General features: G+C 71.0%; 17 protein-coding genes. 4 read left to right on the plus strand and 13 right to left on the minus strand.

Features of this window, described 5'->3' with window-relative positions:
• The first annotated feature begins 10 nt into the window (after positions 1 to 10).
• From NYF13_RS22415 to NYF13_RS22430, 4 genes are all read left to right on the plus strand, one after another.
• Positions 11 to 862 (plus strand): geranyl diphosphate 2-C-methyltransferase, encoded by an 852-nt coding sequence (locus NYF13_RS22415; RefSeq protein WP_315659377.1) that lies wholly within the window; start codon positions 11 to 13, stop codon positions 860 to 862.
• 16 nt (positions 863 to 878) lie between these two features.
• Positions 879 to 1,985, plus strand: coding sequence for a family 2 encapsulin nanocompartment cargo protein terpene cyclase (locus NYF13_RS22420; protein ID WP_315659378.1), 1,107 nt, complete (start codon positions 879 to 881; stop codon positions 1,983 to 1,985).
• A gap of 31 nt (positions 1,986 to 2,016) precedes the next feature.
• Positions 2,017 to 3,420, plus strand: a complete 1,404-nt coding sequence (locus NYF13_RS22425; RefSeq protein WP_315659379.1) for a family 2B encapsulin nanocompartment shell protein — start codon at positions 2,017 to 2,019, stop codon at positions 3,418 to 3,420.
• A gap of 175 nt (positions 3,421 to 3,595) precedes the next feature.
• Positions 3,596 to 4,984: a family 2B encapsulin nanocompartment shell protein gene (locus NYF13_RS22430; protein ID WP_315659380.1), complete on the plus strand. Its 1,389-nt coding sequence runs from the start codon at positions 3,596 to 3,598 to the stop codon at positions 4,982 to 4,984.
• 230 nt (positions 4,985 to 5,214) lie between these two features.
• On the opposite strand, the gene NYF13_RS22435 is transcribed toward NYF13_RS22430, so the two are convergent.
• From NYF13_RS22435 to NYF13_RS22495, 13 genes are all read right to left on the minus strand, one after another.
• On the minus strand, positions 5,215 to 6,198 hold the full coding sequence (locus NYF13_RS22435; RefSeq protein ID WP_315659381.1) for an IS481 family transposase: 984 nt from the start codon (positions 6,196 to 6,198) through the stop codon (positions 5,215 to 5,217).
• Between the two features lie 234 nt (positions 6,199 to 6,432).
• The gene (locus NYF13_RS22440) at positions 6,433 to 7,311 is read right to left on the minus strand and encodes an SDR family NAD(P)-dependent oxidoreductase (RefSeq protein WP_315659383.1); all 879 of its coding nucleotides are present in this window, start codon (positions 7,309 to 7,311) and stop codon (positions 6,433 to 6,435) included.
• Positions 7,312 to 7,316: 5 nt separating this feature from the next.
• On the minus strand, positions 7,317 to 7,784 hold the full coding sequence (locus NYF13_RS22445) for a MarR family transcriptional regulator (protein WP_315659384.1): 468 nt from the start codon (positions 7,782 to 7,784) through the stop codon (positions 7,317 to 7,319).
• Between the two features lie 393 nt (positions 7,785 to 8,177).
• The gene (locus NYF13_RS22450) at positions 8,178 to 9,650 is read right to left on the minus strand and encodes a CoA transferase (protein ID WP_315659385.1); all 1,473 of its coding nucleotides are present in this window, start codon (positions 9,648 to 9,650) and stop codon (positions 8,178 to 8,180) included.
• Positions 9,651 to 9,861: 211 nt separating this feature from the next.
• Complete coding sequence (locus tag NYF13_RS22455) at positions 9,862 to 10,461, minus strand: hypothetical protein (protein WP_315659387.1); 600 nt, start codon at positions 10,459 to 10,461, stop codon at positions 9,862 to 9,864.
• 95 nt (positions 10,462 to 10,556) lie between these two features.
• A complete protein-coding gene (locus NYF13_RS22460) occupies positions 10,557 to 11,558 on the minus strand; it encodes an Acg family FMN-binding oxidoreductase (RefSeq protein WP_315659388.1) in 1,002 nt (333 codons plus the stop codon).
• A gap of 341 nt (positions 11,559 to 11,899) precedes the next feature.
• On the minus strand, positions 11,900 to 14,263 hold the full coding sequence (locus NYF13_RS22465; RefSeq protein ID WP_315659390.1) for a phosphoketolase family protein: 2,364 nt from the start codon (positions 14,261 to 14,263) through the stop codon (positions 11,900 to 11,902).
• Positions 14,260 to 15,159, minus strand: a complete 900-nt coding sequence (locus NYF13_RS22470) for a universal stress protein (RefSeq protein ID WP_315659392.1) — start codon at positions 15,157 to 15,159, stop codon at positions 14,260 to 14,262. The genes NYF13_RS22465 and NYF13_RS22470 overlap by 4 nt, the downstream gene beginning before the upstream one ends.
• Positions 15,156 to 15,791, minus strand: coding sequence for a CBS domain-containing protein (locus NYF13_RS22475; protein ID WP_315659393.1), 636 nt, complete (start codon positions 15,789 to 15,791; stop codon positions 15,156 to 15,158). The genes NYF13_RS22470 and NYF13_RS22475 overlap by 4 nt, the downstream gene beginning before the upstream one ends.
• Before the next feature lie 135 nt (positions 15,792 to 15,926).
• Complete coding sequence (locus NYF13_RS22480) at positions 15,927 to 16,208, minus strand: DUF1918 domain-containing protein (RefSeq protein ID WP_315659394.1); 282 nt, start codon at positions 16,206 to 16,208, stop codon at positions 15,927 to 15,929.
• 98 nt (positions 16,209 to 16,306) lie between these two features.
• Positions 16,307 to 17,347 carry an Acg family FMN-binding oxidoreductase gene (locus NYF13_RS22485; RefSeq protein WP_315659395.1) on the minus strand — a complete coding sequence of 347 codons (1,041 nt, stop codon included), beginning with the start codon at positions 17,345 to 17,347 and terminating at the stop codon, positions 16,307 to 16,309.
• 146 nt (positions 17,348 to 17,493) lie between these two features.
• Positions 17,494 to 18,591, minus strand: coding sequence for an acetate kinase (locus NYF13_RS22490; RefSeq protein ID WP_315659397.1), 1,098 nt, complete (start codon positions 18,589 to 18,591; stop codon positions 17,494 to 17,496).
• An 810-nt stretch (positions 18,592 to 19,401) separates the two neighbouring features.
• Positions 19,402 to 20,016 (minus strand): GNAT family N-acetyltransferase, encoded by a 615-nt coding sequence (locus tag NYF13_RS22495; RefSeq protein ID WP_315659399.1) that lies wholly within the window; start codon positions 20,014 to 20,016, stop codon positions 19,402 to 19,404.
• Positions 20,017 to 20,458: the final 442 nt, after the last annotated feature.

Here is a 20,458-nt window from a genome sequence, read left to right on the forward strand (position 1 = left end):
GAGATGCCCTATGACCGCTATCGACCAGCCCGTGGCCCGCACCGCTTACCAGCGGTCGGTCGCCGACTACTGGAACGCGGAAAAGGATCCGGTCAACCTCCGGCTGGGCGACGTCGACGGTCTGTACCACCACCATTACGGGCTCGGCGATTACGACCCGGCCGTCCTCGAGACGCCCGAGGCGACGCGTGACGAAACGATCATCGCGGAGATGCACCGGCTCGAGACGGCGCAAGCGGAGGTGCTGCTCGACCACCTGGGCCCGATCTCGCCTTCGGACCGGCTGCTGGACGCCGGCTGCGGTCGCGGCGGCACGAGCGTGATGGCGCACCTGCGTTTCGGCTGCCAGGTCGAGGGCATCTCCATCTCCGAACAGCAGATCGAGTTCGCGAACGGGCACGCGCGGCAGCGCGGGATCGACGGCTCGGTGCGGTACCACCTGCGGAACATGCTCGACACCGGTTTCGAGACCGGGGCGTTCCAGGGTATCTGGAACAACGAGAGCACGATGTATGTCGACCTGCACGAGCTGTTCGCCGAGCACGCGCGGCAGCTCGTGCCGGGCGGGCGGTACGTGACGATCACCGGGTGCTACAACGACGTCACCGGTGGCCGGTCGCGGGCGGTGAGCCAGATCGACCAGCACTACATCTGCAACATCCACCCCCGCGGCGACTACTTCAAAGCGCTCTCCGACAACGGGTTCGTGCCGATCACCGTCGTCGACCTGACCGCGGCGACGATCCCCTACTGGGAGCTGCGGGCGCAGTCGTCGGTCGCGACCGGCATCGAGGACCCGTTCCTGACGGCGTACCGCGAAGGCAGCTTCCACTACCTGCTCATCGCCGCCGACCGCGTCTGAGCCCAGGGAGACCACCATGACCGGGTGTGCACAGTGGACGGCCGGCGACGCCGCGTCGGCGCTGGCAGGACCGTTCGGCCTCGGCACGTCCGCGGCGCGGATCGCGACGCAGTTCGCGCCGGCGCCCGGACCGGACCCGGCGTATGCCTATCTGCCGTGGGGAGACGGCAGCGCGTCGCCGCTGTACTGCCCGGTGGCGGGCCGCATCGACGACACCCTCGCCGCAGAGGTCGACCGGCGGCTGGTCGCGTGGGCCGGGGACTGCGGGTTCACCGGCGCGGGCCTCGAGCAGATCGCGGGCGCGGGATTCGGCAGGCTCGCGATGCTCGCCCACAGCGACTGCGACGACCCGGACCGGCTGCTCGTCGCGGCGCAGCTGAACGCGGTCTGGTGGGCGGCAGACGACTACTACGCCGACGACAGCGAGCTCGGTGCGGCGCCCACCGAACTCCCGCCGCGCCTGGCGCTCGTGATGGCGGCCATGGATCCGGTCGCGCCGGCCGGGGAGTTCACGGCACCGCTCGACCAAGCGCTGCGGGCCGACCCGATCCTGGCCGGGCTGCACTCGGCGATCGACCACCTGGGCCGGCACGGCTCGCCGGTGCTCGTGCAGCGCGTCTGCTACGCGACGTTCGCGATGTTCGTCAGCTGGGACGCCTACGCGGCATGGCGTCACACCGGCCGCTATCCACCGGCATGGGAATATCTGGCGGCGCGTCAGCACGACAGCTTCTACACGTCAATGACCCTGGTCGACGCCGTCGGCGGCTACGAGCTGGCCGCGCCCCTCTACTACGACCCGCGGGTGCGGGAGGCGATGATGCGGGCCGGAACGGCGTCGGTGCTCGTCAACGACCTGTTCTCGGTGGACAAGGACGCGGCCGACGAGAACCCGGTCTGCAACATGGTCCTGCAGATCGCCGCGGACCGGGGCTGCCCGGTCGAGGACGCGGTCGAAGCCACCATCGCGCTGCACAACCGGATCGTCCACGACTTCGAGAAAGGCCACCGCGAGCTGATGGCCGTGCCGTCCCCGGAACTGCAGCGCTTCCTCGTGGGGGTCCGATCCTGGATGGGTGGCGGTTTCACCTGGCACGCCACCAACCCCCGTTACCAGTCCTGACACTCTCCGAACCGATTGGGTGGTTTTCGCTGTGACTGTCACCGACCCGGTGGAACCCGGACCGGCACCACTGAGCCTCGGCCGCGCCGCCGCACGGACCCTGGCCACCACCACCAAGTCCGTGCCCCAGATGCAGGGCATCTCCTCCCGCTGGCTGCTCAAGGCCCTCCCCTGGATCGACGTGGAGGCCGGCTCCTACCGCGTCAACCGCCGCCTCGCCTACGCCGTCGGCGACGGCCGCGTCACCTTCACCACCACCGGCGCCACCGTCCGCGTCATCCCCCCTGAACTCGGCGAACTCGCCCCGTTACGCGGCTACGACGACGACACCGTCCTCACCGAACTCGCCGCCCGCTTCACCCAGCACGACTACCAGCCCGGCGACATCCTCGCCGAATTCGGCTCCCCCGCCGACCACGTGTTCCTCATCGCCCACGGCAAAATCACCAAGATCGGCGCCGGCGCCTACGGCGACCACACCACCCTCGCCACCCTGGCCGACGGCGACTACTTCGGCGACACCGCCCTCACCCGCACCGACGGCATCTGGGAGTTCACCGCCAAAGCCGTCACCGCCTGCACCGTCCTCACCCTCCCCCGCGCGGCCTTCGACGACGTCCTCTCCCGCGCCGGGACCCTCCAAACCCACCTGCGCGCCTACCAAGCCCGCAGGACGGCGGCGTCCAACGACCACGGCGAAGCCGACATCTGCCTCGCCTCCGGTCACGACGGCGAGCCCCAGCTACCCGGCACCTTCGCCGACTACGACACCCAGCCCCGCGAGTACGAACTCTCCGTCGCCCAGACCGTCCTGCGCGTGCACTCCCGTGTCGCCGACCTCTACAACCAGCCCTACAACCAGATCGAGCAGCAACTCCGCCTCACCGTCGAAGCCCTGCGCGAACGCCAGGAACACGAGCTGGTCAACAACCTCGGCTTCGGCCTCCTGCACAACGCCGACTTCGCCCAGCGCATCCCCACCCGCACCGGCCCACCCACCCCCGACGACCTCGACGAACTGCTCACCCTGGTCTGGAAGGACCCCGGCTTCTTCCTCGCCCACCCCGCCACCATCGCCGCGTTCGGCCGCGAATGCACCAAAGCCGGCCTCTACCCCGGCTCGGTCGACCTCGGCGGCCATCAGATCCCCGCCTGGCGCGGCGTCCCGCTCCTGCCCTGCAACAAGATCCCGGTGTCGGACACCCGCACCAGCCCGGTTCTGCTGATGCGCACCGGCGAACAAGCCCAGGGCGTCGTCGGGCTGCACCAAACCGGGCTGCCCGACGAATACCAGCCGGGGCTCAACGTGCGGTTCATGGGCATCAGCGAACAGGCGATCATCTCCTACCTGGTCTCGGCCTACTATTCCGCGGCGGTCCTGGTCCCGGACGCGCTGGCGGTGCTGGAAAACGTCGAACTCGGCCGGGAAAGCTGATGCCGGCCCCGCCCCGACCGCCGCAGGTGCGTCCGCCGAAGCCCGGGCCCGGCCTGTCCCCGCCGGCCTTCGGGCCGGCGGGGCTCGGGCCGGCGGGGCTCGGCACCGGCGCCGCCCGCACCACCCCCGCCACCACCACACGGCCCGCTGCCGAACCGGATCGGCGGACGACCCCATGACCGGCACCGGCGACAACACCGCCCCGCAGCGGTCCCTCGATGTCGCCGCGGCGCGGACGCTGACCACCACGACCAAATCCCGGCCGCAGATGCGGAGCATCACCCCCCGCTGGCTGCTCACCCAGCTGCCCTGGGTCGACGTCGCCGCCGGCAGTTTCCGGGTGAACCGGCGGCTGACCTACGCCCTCGGCGACGGGAAACTCACCTTCTACACCACCGGCGCCCAGGTCCACGTCGTTCCCGCCGAACTGACCGAACTCGAACTGCTGCGCGACTTCGACGACGAGGCGGCGTTGACGGCACTGGCGGAGGCGTTCGAGCAACGCGAGTACGCACCCGGCGCGACCCTGCTCAGCGAAAGCACCCCACTGGACATGGTGGTGCTGATCGCCCACGGCAAAGTCACCCGCCACCGCGCCGGCCACTACGGCGACGAGACCGCGCTGCCCACCGCCACCGCCGGTGATCACCTCGGCGCGGAACTGCTCACCGGTGAGCGTGCGAGGTGGGCGTTCACCGCCCGTGCGGCCACCCGTGTCACCACCCTGGTGTTACCGGCAGCGACCTACGCGCGGCTGAACGGGCGGCTGGACTCGCTGCGCACCCATGTGGCCGACGCCGCGAGGCGGCCGCGGAAACCACAGAACACCAAGGGTGAAGCCACCATCGATCTGTCCGCCGGGCATGACGGAGAACCGGCGCTGCCCGGCACCTACGCCGACTACGATCCCGCGCCGCGGGAATACGACCTCGCCGTCGCGCAAACCGTGCTGCGGGTGCGCAACCGGGTCACCGACCTCTACAACCAGCCCCACGACCAGCTCGAACAACAACTGCGGCTGACCATCGAAGCCCTGCGCGAACGCCAGGAACACGAACTGGTCAACAACCCCGGCTTCGGGCTCCTGCACAACGCCGGCCTCGGACAGCGCATGACCACCCGCACCGGCCCACCCACGCCGCTGGACATGGACGACCTGCTGTGCCGGCGACGGAAGACGAAGTTCTTCCTCGCCCATCCCCGCGCGATCGCCGCATTCGGGCGGGCCTGCACCGCCCACCGCGTCTACCCCGGCATCACCGTCGTGGACGGGAAACGAGTCAACGCCTGGCGCGGAGTGCCGATCCTGCCGTGTGACAAGATTCCCGTCACCGCCACCGGCACCACCTCCATCCTCGCCCTGCGCACCGGCGAGGACGACGCCGGGGTGATCGGGCTGCGCCCCGCAAAGCTCCCCGACGAATACCAGCCGGGCATCAACGTCCGGCTGATGGGGACCAGCGACCACGCGATCACCTCCTACCTCGTGTCCGCCTATCACTCTGCCGCCGTGCTGGTCCCGGATGCCCTGGGAGTACTGGACGACGTCGAAGTCGCGCGCTGACACCATCGCCCCCCCGGACCGGTCAACACCGCCCCCGGCCGCCCCCGCCCCGGCAGGAAAGGCACCTCGCGAAACACCGAGCAGGACACTCTGCACAGGAACGACGGCTCGCCGGGCGGAATCGGAACACCACCGCCCGGGACGTGCGCCGCATCATCGGCGTCGCCGGGCACTCCGGTGACCAGCCCTGCAACTCCACGGGGAACGCCGGGTGCCGCAGTGACAGCGGCCTAGTTGTATTGACCCGCGGGGCTGTTGACGCGACTGATAGGCGGCTGACCGCTGAGCGCGGCATGGCATCGGTGGTAGTTGTAGGTGTGGAGGAAGCCGGTGAGGGCTTCCGTGCGTTCAGCGTTGCTGGGATACGGGCGCATGTACGCCCATTCGTCGAGCAGGGTGCGATTCAGGCGCTCGACTTTGCCGTTCGTCTGCGGGCGATAGGGGCGCGTGCGCTTATGGATGATGCTGGCGGCGCTGAGAGTCTGGGCGAACAGCCCGGATCGGTAGCAGGAACCGTTGTCGGTGAGGACACGCTCGACGGTGATGCCGTGCTGTGAGAAGAAGGTGTTCGCTCGCGCCCAGAAGGAGGCTGCAGTCTCCTTGCGCTCGTCGGACAGGACCTCGCTGTAGGCGAGGCGGGAGTGATCGTCGACGGCGGTGTGGACGAAGCAGTATCCGATCTTGGGACTGCCGTTCTTGCGCGCTTCGGTTGTGGCCTGTCGATTGCCGGCGGCCTGCTGGCGGGGCATGATCCGATGTCCGCCGCCGTCGGGGATGTTGCCGAGCTTCTTGATGTCGACGTGGACCAGTTCGCCAGGACGCTCGCGCTCGTAGCGCCGAATGACTTGCCCGGTGGGCCGGTCCATCCAGCTCAGCCGGTTCAGCTGATGGCGGGTCAGGACGCGATGGACGGTGGAGGCGGGGATGTCCAAGATCGGTCCGATGCGTGCGGGACCGAGTTTGCGCTCGCGCCGCAACTTGCAGATGCGGCTTTCGACGTCGGGCGAAGTGCGGTGCGGTGTCGTCAAGGGCCGACTGGAGCGGTCATACAACCCTCCGTCGCCTCCATCTCGCCATCGCCGGACCCACTTATGGGCAGTTGCTCGGGAGATGCCCATCTCGTCGGCCACGTAAGCGATGGGCCTGCCGGCTCGGACGCGGGCGACCAGGAGCCGTCTGCCGTGGGTAGTCAATCGTGCATTGGGGTGGGGCATAGGGGCCTCATGGGCGTCGTGGGTTGTGGGTGTTTAGTAGAAGGCGCCCCAGCCCGCCCAGGTGAGGTGGGGCCGGGGCGGTGGTCACGGTCTCCAAGGGCACTTCCCTGGCCCGCTGGGCGGCGAGCAGTTCGGCGCCGGGAGCGTCGGCGGACTTCGCGAACTATCCGACGCGCAGCGGGCGGTGACCATTCGGCGGCTGCCGTAGCAGGGCCTCTGGTGTTCGCGCTGCGTTTATGTCATGGGTGCGATGCCGAGGAGGGCGGCTGTCTTTTCGTAGACGATGCGGGCGAGGGCGTCATCCTGGGAGAGGGGGGATGGGGAGTCCGGCTGGGACCGGCTGAAGAAGCCGCCGCTGGGCTGCGGGGCCGACGGGGTGGTGGCGAGCCAGACGGAGGTTTGCACGCCCTCGTCGGGGGTGATGGCGAAGGGACGGAAGAGCGGGGCCGTCAGCCGCATCAGACCGCCGGCGTTGCTGTTGATCGCGGTGCCTTTCACCATGCCGGGATTGGCGTTGTAGACGCTCATGCCATCGGGCAGGCGTTGGGCAAGCTCGCGGGTGGCTAGAAGGCTAAGGAGTTTGCTGGTTGCGTAGACTTTGATCTGGTTGTAGAAGCGGCTGTTCCACGATGTCCCCGCAACATCGGGGTCACTAGCGTCAAGCCTGCCGCGCTTCTCCACGAAGGTGGACAGGTTGATGACCCGCGCCTTGGGGGCGAGGGCGCCCCCCGCGAGCAGAGCGTGCGTGAGCAGGAAGGGAGCATGGTGGTTGATCGCGTAGGTGCGCTCACCACCGTCAACTGTCTGTTCATATCGGGGAAAGGCCGCACCCGCGTTGTTGATGAGCACGTCCACCGAGACGGCATCGGCGGCCAGATTCATCGCGAGGTCGCGCACCTGTGACCACTGCCCCAGATCGGCAGCGTACGTCCGCAGTGCAGGCGCATTGTCTCCGGCGGGGGCGAGGGGGCGCAGGTGGTCGGCGGCGGCCCGGATGCGGGCCGCGTCACGGCCGACGAGGACGACGCTCTGCCCGGCTTTGACCAGGTGACGTGCCGTCACCAGCCCCAGGCCAGACGCACCGCCAGTGATGACTGTGGTCGCGCTGCTCATTGCTGTTATTCCTTGTCGTGGTTGTTCTTGCCGGGGATGGGCTCGTCCGCCGACCGGACACCGTCGTTCACCTCTCGGAGCAGCGAATGAAGACGCAATCTGCTCTCATGGTCGAGGTGGGCGAAGGGCGAGTGCCGGGTGGTGTGCTCGATGACGCGGTCGCGCAGTGCGCATCCCTCTAGGGTGAGCTGGATAATTTTCGCGCGTCGGTCGGTGGGGTGGGGAACTCGGCGGACCAGCCCGCGCTTCTCAAGCCGGTCGATCATCGACGTTGCGGTTGAGGCATCACAATGCAGGAGATCGGATAGGCGGCGCGCGGTCATCTCGTCCCCACGACTCAGCCTCCACAGCACGTCGGTCTGAGTGTCGGTGAGTCCCGCTTCGCGGGCCAGCCCCTTCAACTCGCCATGGACCTGGGTGCGGATCGCAAACAGGCAGTCGAGCAGTTCTTCGTTCAACTGTGCGTCATCCATGAACCCAATAGTACATGGATAATCCAATCATTTGAAACTCCACCCATCTGCTGCGGCCTCGCCATGCCGCCAAGCCCCGCCACCAGTCGTCGCTGTCAACAAGGCTCGTGGTTGATACACCTAGTCCGGTCCGTGAACGCGACATCCGACGGCAGCCTCGCCGCGGTCCGGTCGGCGGAGTGCGGCTGCCAGAACGCCGGAACGCCACCGGCGACTCCTCACTACGATCTCGGCCGGAGACCCCGGGGACGGAGCAGCAGCGTGCGTCCACGGCACGACCGCCGGGCTCGGCCCGGCGGTGGTCGACGAGAGTCCCCGGCAGCGGGCACGACCTCGCCGGCCTCGCCCGGAGGCCACCACGATCGCATCGGCAGGGCGTGACGATGCGCGGTGTCACGCCCGGCGCTGCGAGCCGCGAGCCGCGGCCTGCCCGGTGAAGGTGAGCGGGGCCGTGCCCAGCAGGGTGGGTACGCCCGGGGTCGGAGTGGGATGGCCGGAGAAGGTGATCGGGATGACCGGCTCGGTGAGGGTGCCCAGGGGGCCGGTCACCGTGTACCGGGCGATGGTGGGCTCGGGCAGGGCGATCCCGGCGACGCCACCGGGCGGGAACAGGTCGTGCGAGCGCACCCACATGCACACCCGCGCCAGGTTGACCCGCACCCGCCACGACCCGCCCTCCACCGCGCGTCGCCTCAGGGCCGCGACGAGGCCGGCTCCGGCGAGATAGGCGGCCAGGTAGTCGTTGAGCAGATGGGTGGGGGGCAGCGCCGGGCGGCCGGGCTCGAGCCCACGCGCGGCGCCTTCGTCGAGCGCGAATCCGGTGGCCGCCGAGGCGAGCTGATCGAACCCGCCCCGGGCGCCCCACGGGCCGTCGGGACCCCAGCAGTGCAGCTCGGCCACGACGATCCCCGGATGGCGGGCGGCGAGGTCACGGGGCCCGAACCCGTACCGCGCGAGGTTGCGGTAGGAGCACAGCATGACGTCGGCCGCAGCGGCCAGCGCGTCGAACCCCCGGCAGCCCGCAGGGGTGCGCAGGTCGGCGTAGGCGTTGCGTTTGCCGCCCCCGGTGATGGCCAGCATCCCGATCGGATCCGGCCGGTCGGGCCGCGAGGTGTGCACGACCTCGGCCCCGAACGCACCCGCCAGGCGCGCGGCCAGCGGCCCGGCGATGACGTGCGTGTTGTCCAGCACCCGGATCCCGGCCAGCGGCGCCCACCGTCCCTCATCCGGGTGGCCCGGCCCCGCCGGCGGCCAGGGGCAGGCCGGGGCGTCGCCGATGCGGTCGATCTCCACGACCGGTCGGGCGGCCAGATACCGCCCGACCGGGTGCCCGGCCCAGTCCCCGCCGGTGCGGGCGGCGGCGGCGACCCCGCCCGCGGCGACCACGGCCTCCTCCAGCTCCACCGCGGACCACATCCGGGTGGCGTCGGTGATCGCCTCGGCGGTCGGCGGGCACCCCAGGACATCGCACACGGCGGCCCGCAGATGCGGATAGGTCGACACCAGGAACACCCAGCCGTCACGGGCCGGGTAGAAGGCGTTGAGGCCCAGCAGGCCCGGGTCGTCGGACAGCACCTCCGGGCCGACGCCGTTGACCTCGGCCAGGAACGGGGCCCGTAGCTGGTCCAGGGCATCCGGCACCGTCACGGTGATCCGTTGCGCGGGCGCGCCGCGGTCTTCGTCGGCTGCGGCGACCTCACGGCCGAACGCGGCGATCACCGCGGCGGAAGCTTCGGCGATCCGGTGCGGCGAGGGCGAGACCGGGTCGGCACCCACGATCGCGATCGTGGAGTCGCCCGCGGCCCGCCCGCCGGCGAGGGTGCGGACGAGATCGCCGGCTGCGGCGCCGGCTGCGGTGTCGTTCATGGTCATCCTCATCTCCCGGGGGACCCGCCCTGGTCGGGGCCGGTCCCGTGGTTCACTGGTGTCAGCTCTGGAGGCCCCCGTGCCGGCCACGAGGGTGTGGATCCGGTAGTTCCCGATCGGCGCGGCGTCCCCTCTGTTGCTCCGGACCAAGCCCGTAGCCGGGCTCATGGCCCGGGCCGAGCGAGCCGGGCTGCCACCGGCCGGTGCGGGCTCAGGACGGCGTGTGCTTGGCGTCTCCGGCGTCCCATTCCTGTTGCCAGCGAGCCAGGCGCCGCCGGTTCAGCCCGGCCACCGCCAGCCCGTACCCGGACGCCAGCACCAGGCAGATCACGCTCCACAATCCCGCTCCGGCGCTCACCGCGTCCGCCAGCACGGTCCCGGAACTCAGCGGCGCGTCGGCCGGGTGGCCGGAGCGGTCGATCCAGATCGGTACCTCGTCCCCGCGGTGCATCCCGGTCCTGCTGCGCACCCGGCCGGTGTGCGTACTGCCGTCCGGGGTCTGCCAGGTGGCGTCGGCGGCCACCGAACCGCCCGGGAGGTCGACCCGCCCGCCCGGAGTGGCCGCAACGCTGTCGGCCAGCAGAACCGCGATCACCGGGCTGCGCTGGGCATGCTGCTCGGCCGACACCTGCATCTGCCGCGCATACAGCTCCGAACCCACCGCAGCCGACACCGGAAGCGCCACCAGCCCGATCGCGACGGCCACCAGCAGCAACACCGCCTGGACCCGGTCGGAGGGCCGGGCCACCGAGTCGCGCCGGGGAACGAGCAGGCGCCACCACCTCCTCAGGCGGTCTCCCGTCAGGCTCATGTCTCACTCCTTCCGTCTGGACGCGGCCAGCGCGGCCCGGTACCGGTCCCGGTGTCGTGCCCGCCGGCGGCTGGGGCTCGCACGATGAAACCCGGTCACGAGCCCGGTGCCCAGCCTTCGGGTATCTCGCCGGGCAGCAGCTCCGGGAACGGCAGCCGGGGCGACGGCGGTACCGCGTCTGCCGGGTGACCACACCGGAAGATCGCCTGCGGCAGCCCGGGCAGGTCCAGCCGCCGCGCCAGCCGCTCCCGGAATCCCGCCAGGTGCAGCGGCTGGGTGAGCACCGAGCCGGACAAGCCGCGCACGGTGGCTTCCAGCCACGTCCGTTCGAGCGCGGCACCGGCCATCAGCTGCGCCCGCCAGGTGTCCTCCTCGGTGCAGAAGACGAGCACCGTCTCCGCCGCGAGGCGCTGAGCCAGGTGGGCGTCGTCCGGCACCGGCGTGCCCCGCCGGACCAGGCCGGCTTCGGGTGGCGGACCGTCGCCGAGTGCGGCGGCGGGGACACCGTCGCCGCTGCCCACCGCGGCGCGACCGGTGGTGGAGGTGGTCCAGCTGGCCAGTTCGCGTTGATAGGCCGGATCGTCACGCAGCACCCGGGTGGCGAAGCCGAGCATCGTCCCCAGTTCACCCACCCGCGCCGGTGACACGGCCGGCACGCCCAGCTCACCGCCGGCCGCGAGCAGTGCCGCCACGTCGTCGTGGCCCAGCGGTTGCGCCGTGAACCGCCGGCGGTAGCTACGGCGCCGGCCGATCGCGTGGTACCGGGCCAGCTCCGCCGGACCCGGGACCGGTCCGGGTCCGGTGTGGACAGTGGCGGCGATCTTCCCGTCCCCGCCGAGGGATGTGGTACCGGCGCGGCCGAGCACCCGCACCGCCAGGTGAAGGTGCGCCAAGGCCGCTCCGCACGAAAGCCGCCGGTCGCGGTGGTCCGGGTCGTGGCGGGGCAACGACACGTCGGCGCGCTCGACGAGATCGATGTCGGCGCGACGGAACTGCAACCGCCAGGGCTGCGTGTTGTGCACCGACGGAGCCCGGCTCACGGCCCGGATCAGCACGCCGATGTCGGCCCGGGTCAGCGCTGCGGTGGACGAGATCATGACCTTTCCCTCCCGGACGCGCTAACCAGCGCTCCGTCCACTCCAATCCTGGTCACGGCCAGCCGGACCGGCCAGGGCCGAAAGCCCCCGACCCCGCATACGGACGGCTGGTTCGGCCCAGTGACTTTCGGCCCTGCCCGGCCGGCCCGCAGGGCCCGCCGTCGTCTTGGGGTGCAGCGAAACGGCGCCGCGAGAATCCCAGTCGGTTCTCATCACGGCCACGACCCGGCCCAGCCGGGTGCCGAGACGACGCCTACGAGCACCGCCGAACCACCCGGAGCCATCGGATATCGTGCCCGGTCCGTGGTCTGTCCAGCTCGCGCACGGGTGTCCGCGCGGCTTTACTGCCCGGTCCACTGCCATTCCCGGACCTCCGGCAGGTCCTCGCCGTGCTCGGTGATCCACCGCCGGTGCCGTTCCTGGGCGTGGGTCATCCGCTGCCGCAGCGGACCCGTGGTCGCCAGCAGCCCGGGCACCCGGTCGAGCACGTCGATGACCAGCTGGAAGCGGTCCAGGTGATTGAGCACCAGCATGTCGAACGGGGTGGTCGTGGTGCCGTGCTCGGTGTAGCCGCGCACGTGGAACTGCAGGTGACCGGTCCGGCGGTAGGCCAGGCGGTGAATCAGCCAGGGGTAGCCGTGGTAGGCGAAGATCACCGGGCGGTCCGGGGTGAACAGGGCGTCGAACTCCCGGTCGCCGAGACCGTGCGGGTGCTCGGCGGCGGGCTGCAGCCGCATCAGGTCCACCACGTTCACCACCCGCACGGCCAGGTCGGGCAGGGCCGTGCGCAGGATCGACGCCGCGGCGAGGACTTCGAGCGTGGGGGCGTCCCCGGCGCACGCGAGGACGACCTCCGGTTCCCGGTCCGGCCGGGTGCTCGCCCACTCCCAGATGCCGAGGCCGCGCGCGCAGTGCAGGGCCGCGTCCTGCGGACCGAGCCAGTCGGGGGTCTCGTTCTTGCCCGCCACCACCACGTTGACGTAGTCGCGGCTGCGCAGGCAGTGCGCCGCCACTTCCAGCAGGGTGTTGGTGTCCGGCGGGAAGTACACCCGCACGACCTCCGGGGCCTTGTTCGCCACGTGGTCGACGAAACCGGGGTCCTGGTGGGAGAAGCCGTTGTGGTCCTGGCGCCACACGTGCGAGGTCAGCAGGTAGTTCAACGACGCCACCGGGCGCCGCCACGGGATGTCGCGGTGGGTCCGCAGCCACTTCACGTGCTGGTTGACCATCGAGTCCACGATGTGCGCGAACGCCTCGTAGCAGGAGAACAACCCGTGCCGGCCACTGAGCAGGTAGCCCTCGAGCCAGCCCTGGCAGAGGTGCTCGGACAGCACTTCCATCACCCGGCCCGCCGGCTCCAGGTGGTCCCCCGGGGGCCCGGGCGGAAGCTGCCAGGTCTTGCCGGTCGCCTCGAACACCGCGTCGAGCCGGTTGGAGGCGGTCTCGTCCGGCCCGAACAGCCGGAAGTTCGCCGCCTCGGCGTTGCGCCGGAACACCTCCCGCAGGAACCGGCCCAGGACCCGGGTCGGTTCGGCGGTGCCGGCACCCGGCCGGGGGACGTCCACGGCGTGCTCGGCCACGTCCGGCAAGGCGAGCGGGCGCAGGAGGATCCCGCCGTTGCCGTGCGGGTTCGCCCCCATCCGCCGGTCACCGGACGGGATTAGTGCGGTGACCGCCGCGGTGGGCCGGCCCCGGTCGTCGAACAACTCGTGCGGCCGGTAGGACCGCAGCCAGTCCTCGAGCTGGCGCAGGTGCGCCGGGTCCTCCCGGACCCGGGCCAGGGGCACCTGGTGGGCCCGCCAGGTGCCCGCCACCTGAACACCGTCCACTGTGTCCGGTCCGGTCCAGCCCTTCGGGGACCGCAGCACGATCATCGGCCGGGGACGACCGGGCCCGTCCCGGCCCCGGACGGCGAGGTCGGCCACGACTGCGTCCAGCGCGGCGGCCATGGCCTGGTGCATCGGCCCGGGATCGTCGCCTTCGACGTAGATCGGCGCCCACCCGGCGCCCCGCAGCAGGCAATCCAGTTCCGGGGCGGGGATCCGGGCCAGCACGGCCGGATTGGCGATCTTGTAGCCGTTGAGGTGCAGGATCGGCAGGACCGTACCGTCGCGGTGCGGTTCGAGGAACCGGCTGGACTGCCAGCTCGCCGCCAGCGGCCCGGTTTCGGCCTCACCGTCGCCGACCACGCACGCGACCAGCAGCCCGGGGTTGTCGAACGCGGCGCCGAACGCGTGGGCGAGGGAGTAGCCCAGTTCACCGCCTTCGTGGATCGAGCCGGGCACGTGGGGCGACACGTGACTCGGCACCCCGCCGGGGAAGGAGAACTGCCGGAACAGCCGGGCCATCCCCTCTTCGTCCCGGGAGACCTCCGGCCACAGCTGGGAGTAGCTGCCGTCCAGCCAGGTGCTCGCCCGCAGGGCCGGTCCGCCGTGCCCGGGCCCGGCGACGATCAGGGCGTCGAGGTCGTGCGCCAGGATCGCCCGGTTGAGGTGGGCGTACACGAAGTTCAGGCCGGGGGTGGTGCCCCAGTGCCCGAGCAGGCGCGGCTTGATCTGCCCGGGCCGCAGCGGCTCTCGCAGCAGCGGGTTGCCCATCAGGTAGATCTGGCCGGCGGAGAGGTAGTTGGCCGCCCGCCACTGGGCGTCGAGCTGAGTCAGTGCGAGGTCGGTGAGGGTCCCGGCCCGGGCCGGGAGCGCGGTCACCACGACGTCTCCGGCCGCGTCACCAGCACGGGGCACCCGGCGTGGTGGATCACGGCCTGGCTGGTCGAGCCGAGCAGCATCCCGGTGAACCCCCCGCGCCCACGGCTGCCGACCACCAGCAGCTGCGCCCGGGCGGACGCGTCGAGCAGCGCGTTGCGTGGCCGGTCCCGCACCAGTTCGCGTTCCACCGGCACCTCGGGGTACTTCTCCGGCCAGCCGGCCAGCCGTTGCGCCAGCAGGCGTTCCTCGGCTGGTTTCAGCGTCTCCCACCGCGGTCCCGGGCCCGCCGAGGCGGGGAACGCGTCGTGGGCGCCATCGGCCCAGGCGTGCACCGCGACCAGCGGTGCCCGCCGGAAGGCGGCCTCCTCAAACCCCGCCGCGATCGCGGCCTCGCCGGCCGGGCTGCCGTCCACCCCGACCACCACCGGCCCCTCCTGGGGCACAGCGCCGCCACCGGGACGTCCGCGGACGACCGTCACCGGGCACCGGGCGTGACTCGTCACGGTCGCGACCGTGCTGCCCAGCAGCATTCCGGTGAAACCACCGGTGCCGGTGCGGCCGAGCACCAGCATCCGCGCCCCCCGGGACCGCTCGATCAGCGCCGCCGGCGCCGGCTCCAGGCAGACCTCGGTGCGCACCTGCACCGAGGGCGCGGTGTCCAGCGCCAGCGTGTGCGCCTGCGCTGCGATCCGGTCGCCGTCCTCACGGAGCTGATCGAAGAGCACCTCGCTGCCGACCGGCCCGCCACCGTAGTACAGCGCCGCGATCGGCACGCAGTGCACCAGTTCCAGCCGCAGGTTCCGCCCGGCCGCCAGCCGGGCCGCCCACCGGACCGCGTCGGCGGACCCCTCCGACCCGTCGATCCCGACGAGCACGGTCGCGCTGCGATCGGTCATGATCCTGCCTCCTCGTCCGCGGACCCGGTGTCCGCCGCGTGTGCCCCGGGCACCGCCAGCGCCAGCAGCGTCGCGGCGTGGTGATCGGTCCCGTTGCCTGAGTTGCTGCCTCGGTTGCTGCCGTGGTCGACGATGTGCACGATGCCGTCGCGGACCTCGGTCCTCCAGCGGCCGGGTCCTCCGTAGATCCCCAGCCGGTGCCGCACGTCGACGGCGATCTTCTGGTCGTGGCGGGCCAGGACCCGCACCACGTCGCCGCGGGTGACGATCCCGACCACCCGGGCATTGCCGACGACCGGTATCGCCCGGATCCGCTCGTCGGCCAGGGCCCGGCACAGCTCGGCCGCGTCGGTGCCGGGAGTCATCGCGATGGCCGGGGCCGTCATCACCGCGCCCACTGTCGTGTCGATCGTCCCCGGACCGACGGGCTCCCGGTGCCGTGTTCTCACCTCGGCCGGAACCCGGTCACAGATCAGGTCCGCCTCGGTCACGATCCCGGCCAGCCGCTCGTCCTCATCGACCACCGGCAGCGCGGTGAAGCCGTGCGCGGACAGGATCGCGGCGGCCACTTTCACCGGTGTCCACGGATGTGCCGTCCGTACCGGCGACGACCTCAGCGCGCGTACCAGCATGCGACGCATCCTTTCCTCGTGCCACAACGACAAGCGTCAGGGAAACAGCGCGGCTTACTCCTGCACAGCCACCGGGGCACCGGACCGGCGGATCCCGGCACGGACGCCGTGGCCTTTGCCCCCCAACCAGCCGCGTCAGGTCCGGGCACGAAATGTCCCTTTCCCGTCGTGTCGTAGTGCGCTCGACCGCTCGAAACGTGTCCGGTCGGCCTCGTCACGCGCCGCCAGCTCTGCCCCGGTGAGCACGACCGAGTCGGGCCCGGGGAACACCGTCGAGATCCGGTCGTCAGCCAGCCAGTGGACCGTGAACGGGGGACTGCCCTCCGGCGAGCCGACTGCGACGATCTGGCCGCGCTGCTCCGGGAGATCGACCCGAACCCCCTTGATCACCAGCCAATCGCCTGGATGTGCGTGCATGTTGCCTCCTCGATCAGGTTCGCGGTGCGGCAGCTTCGCCCTCGGTACGCCCACGCCGGGGCCGCAGGCGCGAGCTGGGCATCGTGCGGGGCCGGCCGTCACAGCCGGTGGTCACCGTCGCGGGCGTCGCGGCACCCGCCCCGCGTGATCAGCACCTCGGCCAGTCCCCGGCGCAAGCTCGGCGGTGCTCCCCCGATCGTGCGGCCCAACCGCAGCAGCACCTGGGGATAGCCCCCGATCCGGAAATTCTCGGACAGCGCTGCGCGCACCTCGGGCACGTGCATCGGCTGGGTGAGCACCGCCCCGGACAACCCGATGGTCACCGCTTCGAGCCAGGCGTGCTCCAGCGCGTACCCGGCCCGGATGTGGTCGAGCCGCGTGTCCCCGGCGGTCGAGAACACCAGCACGGTTTCCGCGCGCAGCCGCTTGCGCAGTACCCGTAGTTCGGGCAGGACCGTCGCGCGCCGCACGAGCCCGGCCCAGGGCAGCTGGCCGGGTGGCAGCGCGGGAAACCCGATACCGACACCGTGCCGGTGCGCGGAGTGATCGCGGATCATCCACAGCGCCAGCTCGCGCTGGTAACCGCCGTGGTGCTGTACGGTGCGCGCCGCCCGCTCCAGCAGCGGCGCGAGATCGTCCGTTCCGTGCAGCCGCCGGACCCGCACCCCGTCCGTGGCCGCCGCCTGCGTCACGCGCCTGAGCTGAGCCGCGCGCACCGGCAGACCGGTGAACCGCCCACGGTGGCTGCGCCGGACCATGATCGCGCCGTAGCGATGCAAGTCCTCGTCGGACGGCGGCAGCGACACCGGGGTGTCGATGCGCGCGACCACACCCGGACGCGCGGGATCGGGCAGCACAGTGACCACGGCGCGCCGGCCGAGGACCCGCACCGCCAGCTCCAGATGGGCCAGCGCCGTTCCGCACGAGATCGCCAGATCTCGCCGGTCCGGGTCGTGGTGCGGCAACGCGACGTCCAGGCGTTCCCGCAGCAGCACTGTCCCCTCCAGCGGCTCCACCAGCCACGGCTGGGTGTTGTGCACCGACGGTGCCCGCAGAACCGACCGCGCCAGCACCTCGGCCTCCGCCACCGTCCACCCGCCCGGCCGGTACTCGGGTGCGTTGACGACCTGCTTGATCATGGCCACTCCCTCGGCGCTTTTCGGACGAACTTCAGTCAACTGCGGCCTGTGCGATCACCGCGACGGCCACAGGCCACCGGTCGCCGGGACCAAGGTCACCGTCGACGGGCGGTCCCGGTCCGGGCGAGGACAGTGCGCCCACGTGATCACCGCGAGCTGCACCCGTGCCTGAGACCGGCCAGCACGGTGTCCGCGCCCCGCGCGAGCTCCAGATCCTCCCGGGTGTGCAGGAGGAGCACGGGTGCCGCCGAACCGGGATCGCTGATCACCCCATCGTCGTCGCTGGGCCGCGGGGGCGCAGGCCGCAGGCCGAGCACCCCCAGACCCTCAACAACCGTGGTGATCACCTCCGGCTGGTGTTCGGCCACCCCGCCGGTGAACACCAGCGCGTCCAGCCGGTCCAGGTTCACCGCCGCCGCGCCGATCTCCCGCCGGAGCCGGTGCACGTACACCTCGATCGCCAGCGCCGCGTCGGCGCTGCCCGCTGCCGCGGCGGCCTGCACCTCACCGAGATCACCGCTGGTCCCGCTCATCCCGGCGAGACCGGAATGGTGGTAGAGGGCCTCGGCCATCTGCTCGGGCCCCATCGGCGCGGTGCTCATGACGTGCAGCAGCAGTCCCGGATCGATCGAGCCCGACCTGGTCGCCATCGCCGGGCCTTCAAGGGGCGTCACTCCCATCGACGTGTCCACGCTGCGCCCGTCCCGGACCGCGGTGACCGAGACCCCGGCGCCGATGTGGGCGCAGATGACCTGCAGTTCGCCGGCGTCGCGACCCAGCAATGCCGCGGTGCGACGCACCGCGTACTGGCAGGACAGACCGTGAAACCCGTGACGGCGCAACCGGTACTGCCGGATCCACGCGCGGGGCAGGGGGTAGTGCGCGGCCGCATCGGGCAAGCCGGAGTGGAAGGCGGTGTCGAAGCAGGCCACCACCGGCACGGCCGGAAGTCGCTTGCTGGCCTCGCGGGCCAGTTCCAGGGACAGTGGCTGATGGTTCGGCGCCAGGGGAACCAGGCGTTGCAAATCGTCCAGCAGACCGTCGGTGACCAGAGCGGGGTCCTTGTGGCCGCCGCCGTGCACGAACCGCACCGACACCGCGTCCGGCGGCGACCAGCGCCGCAGGGCGTCGAGCGCCGCGCCGGGGGAGTCACCGGGCCAGGCCGCCCACCCGACAGCAGTCCCGTCACGGACGAGTGCCGCCTTCAAGCTGGACGAACCGGGGTTCAAGGTCAGGACCCGCACTGGGTATCTCCTCATGCTTGACTGTCCGTCGCCGGGGCGTAGCTCTCCAAGCGCTCGGTCCTTCACCACGGCTTCCCGCCGATCCGGTGCTCGCGGGCCACCCAACCCCAGGCGGAACCCACCTTCTCCGACGGCCAGTCGGGCGCCGGTGCGATGATCTCGAACACCCCATCGGTGTACTTCGCGCACGGGACGAAAATTCAGCAACGGTCGGCAAGCTCACTGTCCGGCCGAGCTCGCCGGGCCGAAGTACGCTGCGGCCGTCGGCATTCCTCAGCGTCCGGCGTTCCCACGATCGTCCGCGCTCCCTCCACACGTGGTCACTCAGATCGTCTCTCACTCCCGCCTACATGACGGCGATCTGCGCCCATGGCACCGCGGGCCGCTCCGGTCACGCCAGAGGAGAAGGGCCTCTACGGCGAGGACGAGCGTCTCCGCCGTACCGTGACGTCCGAATGACACGGACGCCGGCCCGGCAATCAGTGCCACTTGCCGCTCTCACTGGATTCGACAGCATGCGGTGATGGTATGGCGGGAACGGCCGGGCAGGTTCGCGCCCGCACGGGATTAGCCCTAAAGTGACCGAGCCCAATAAGTTGTTCTACAGAATCACAGTTACCGTCGCGCATTTCGTGAGGGATGTCGACACCACACCTGAGCGGGTGGGATCATCGCCGCAACCGATCCGGGAAGCGCCGATCATGATGGGCCAGCCTGCGCGCATGTGACCGGCTGTCCCTGCGCGCTGGCGTGACGTTGCCGCCGGCACTGCGGTGTGCCCGGCAGTGACGGCCTGGGTGGCGGGGACGTTCACCGGCTCGGATCGCGCCACATGGGCCACATCACCGGGCCGCCGGGAAGCGGGAGTCCGGGGCCGTGGAGACGGAAGCCGAAGCGTTCTGCCAGGCGTCGGCTGCGGATATTGCTCGCCTCCAGATACGCAGCACGGCCCTCCTCGTCACAGTGGCCAAGCGCGCAGGCAATCAGCGCCGAGGCCAGTCCCTCACTTTGCCGCGAGGGCGTGACGCCGATCATCGTGAAATAGCAGTGCGCCGGCGTCGGCGGATGCGCGGTGGCGAGAACCCGGTCCAGGAGTTCGACACGTTCATTGCCCGGGTCCACGGCCTCGCGCAGGCGAGCCGGCGCATCGACACCGAAACCACTGTCCCGGCCGTCGACGCAGGAGACGTTCTCCCGCACCGGGATCTGGAGAAGCGCGGCACTGACATTCGCGGTGATGTCGATGTACCCCCCTTTCAGCGCCCGGTCGACGAACGCCGCCATCAGGCGTGGGTGCCGGGCCGCGCGGTGAGTCCCGGTGGGGAAGACCCAGCTGCTCACCGGGTCGTCGCGCAATGCCTCGTCGAGCAGGCCCACCACCGCCTCCCGGTCCTGCTCGCCGGCTCTGCGCACGGTGCGGTCCATAGGTGTCCTCCCCACATCCGGCGTAGTCCCCGGGCGTCGGGCTTCCCCCGCTGCCACCGTGATGCACCTGCCGACGGGAGCGCGAAGGACCAACTCGGTGAGCGCCTGAGGATGGCCTGGCCCATCCGGGCTCCGAGTATGGCACGGGGCGAGGACTGCGCACGGCCGGCGTTTTCCGTCAACGACCCTTATGGGTGTTGCGCACATGCCCGCGTGAGGGACACCCTGATACTGCGACGGCAGCGGGCGTTCGGTTCACCATTGCCTGCACAGCGACACTCGGCGGCGGTAGGCATTCTTGGCCCGTCATCGGTTTTCCGCGGCCAGTTGCGCTGTTCCTTGCTCTGGAGCATCTCGGCGCCGACGACATCGGAGCGGGGATTTTCCGCCAGGCGCACAACGCACCACAGTACGCATTGATCATGCACAGCGCGACAGCATG

This window comes from Amycolatopsis sp. PS_44_ISF1, assembly GCF_032335455.1.
In the GTDB taxonomy this organism is placed as follows: Bacteria; Actinomycetota; Actinomycetes; order Mycobacteriales; family Pseudonocardiaceae; genus Amycolatopsis.

Coding starts and splice junctions, on each gene's coding strand:
- NYF13_RS22415 (WP_315659377.1), top strand. CDS start 11: ATGACCGCTATCGACCAGCCCGTGGCCCGCACCGCTTACCAGCGGTCG.
- NYF13_RS22420 (WP_315659378.1), top strand. CDS start 879: ATGACCGGGTGTGCACAGTGGACGGCCGGCGACGCCGCGTCGGCGCTG.
- NYF13_RS22430 (WP_315659380.1), top strand. CDS start 3,596: ATGACCGGCACCGGCGACAACACCGCCCCGCAGCGGTCCCTCGATGTC.
- NYF13_RS22435 (WP_315659381.1), bottom strand. CDS start 6,198: ATGCCCCACCCCAATGCACGATTGACTACCCACGGCAGACGGCTCCTG.
- NYF13_RS22440 (WP_315659383.1), bottom strand. CDS start 7,311: ATGAGCAGCGCGACCACAGTCATCACTGGCGGTGCGTCTGGCCTGGGG.
- NYF13_RS22445 (WP_315659384.1), bottom strand. CDS start 7,784: ATGGATGACGCACAGTTGAACGAAGAACTGCTCGACTGCCTGTTTGCG.
- NYF13_RS22450 (WP_315659385.1), bottom strand. CDS start 9,650: ATGAACGACACCGCAGCCGGCGCCGCAGCCGGCGATCTCGTCCGCACC.
- NYF13_RS22455 (WP_315659387.1), bottom strand. CDS start 10,461: ATGAGCCTGACGGGAGACCGCCTGAGGAGGTGGTGGCGCCTGCTCGTT.
- NYF13_RS22460 (WP_315659388.1), bottom strand. CDS start 11,558: ATGATCTCGTCCACCGCAGCGCTGACCCGGGCCGACATCGGCGTGCTG.
- NYF13_RS22470 (WP_315659392.1), bottom strand. CDS start 15,159: ATGACCGATCGCAGCGCGACCGTGCTCGTCGGGATCGACGGGTCGGAG.
- NYF13_RS22475 (WP_315659393.1), bottom strand. CDS start 15,791: ATGCTGGTACGCGCGCTGAGGTCGTCGCCGGTACGGACGGCACATCCG.
- NYF13_RS22480 (WP_315659394.1), bottom strand. CDS start 16,208: ATGCACGCACATCCAGGCGATTGGCTGGTGATCAAGGGGGTTCGGGTC.
- NYF13_RS22485 (WP_315659395.1), bottom strand. CDS start 17,347: ATGATCAAGCAGGTCGTCAACGCACCCGAGTACCGGCCGGGCGGGTGG.
- NYF13_RS22495 (WP_315659399.1), bottom strand. CDS start 20,016: ATGGACCGCACCGTGCGCAGAGCCGGCGAGCAGGACCGGGAGGCGGTG.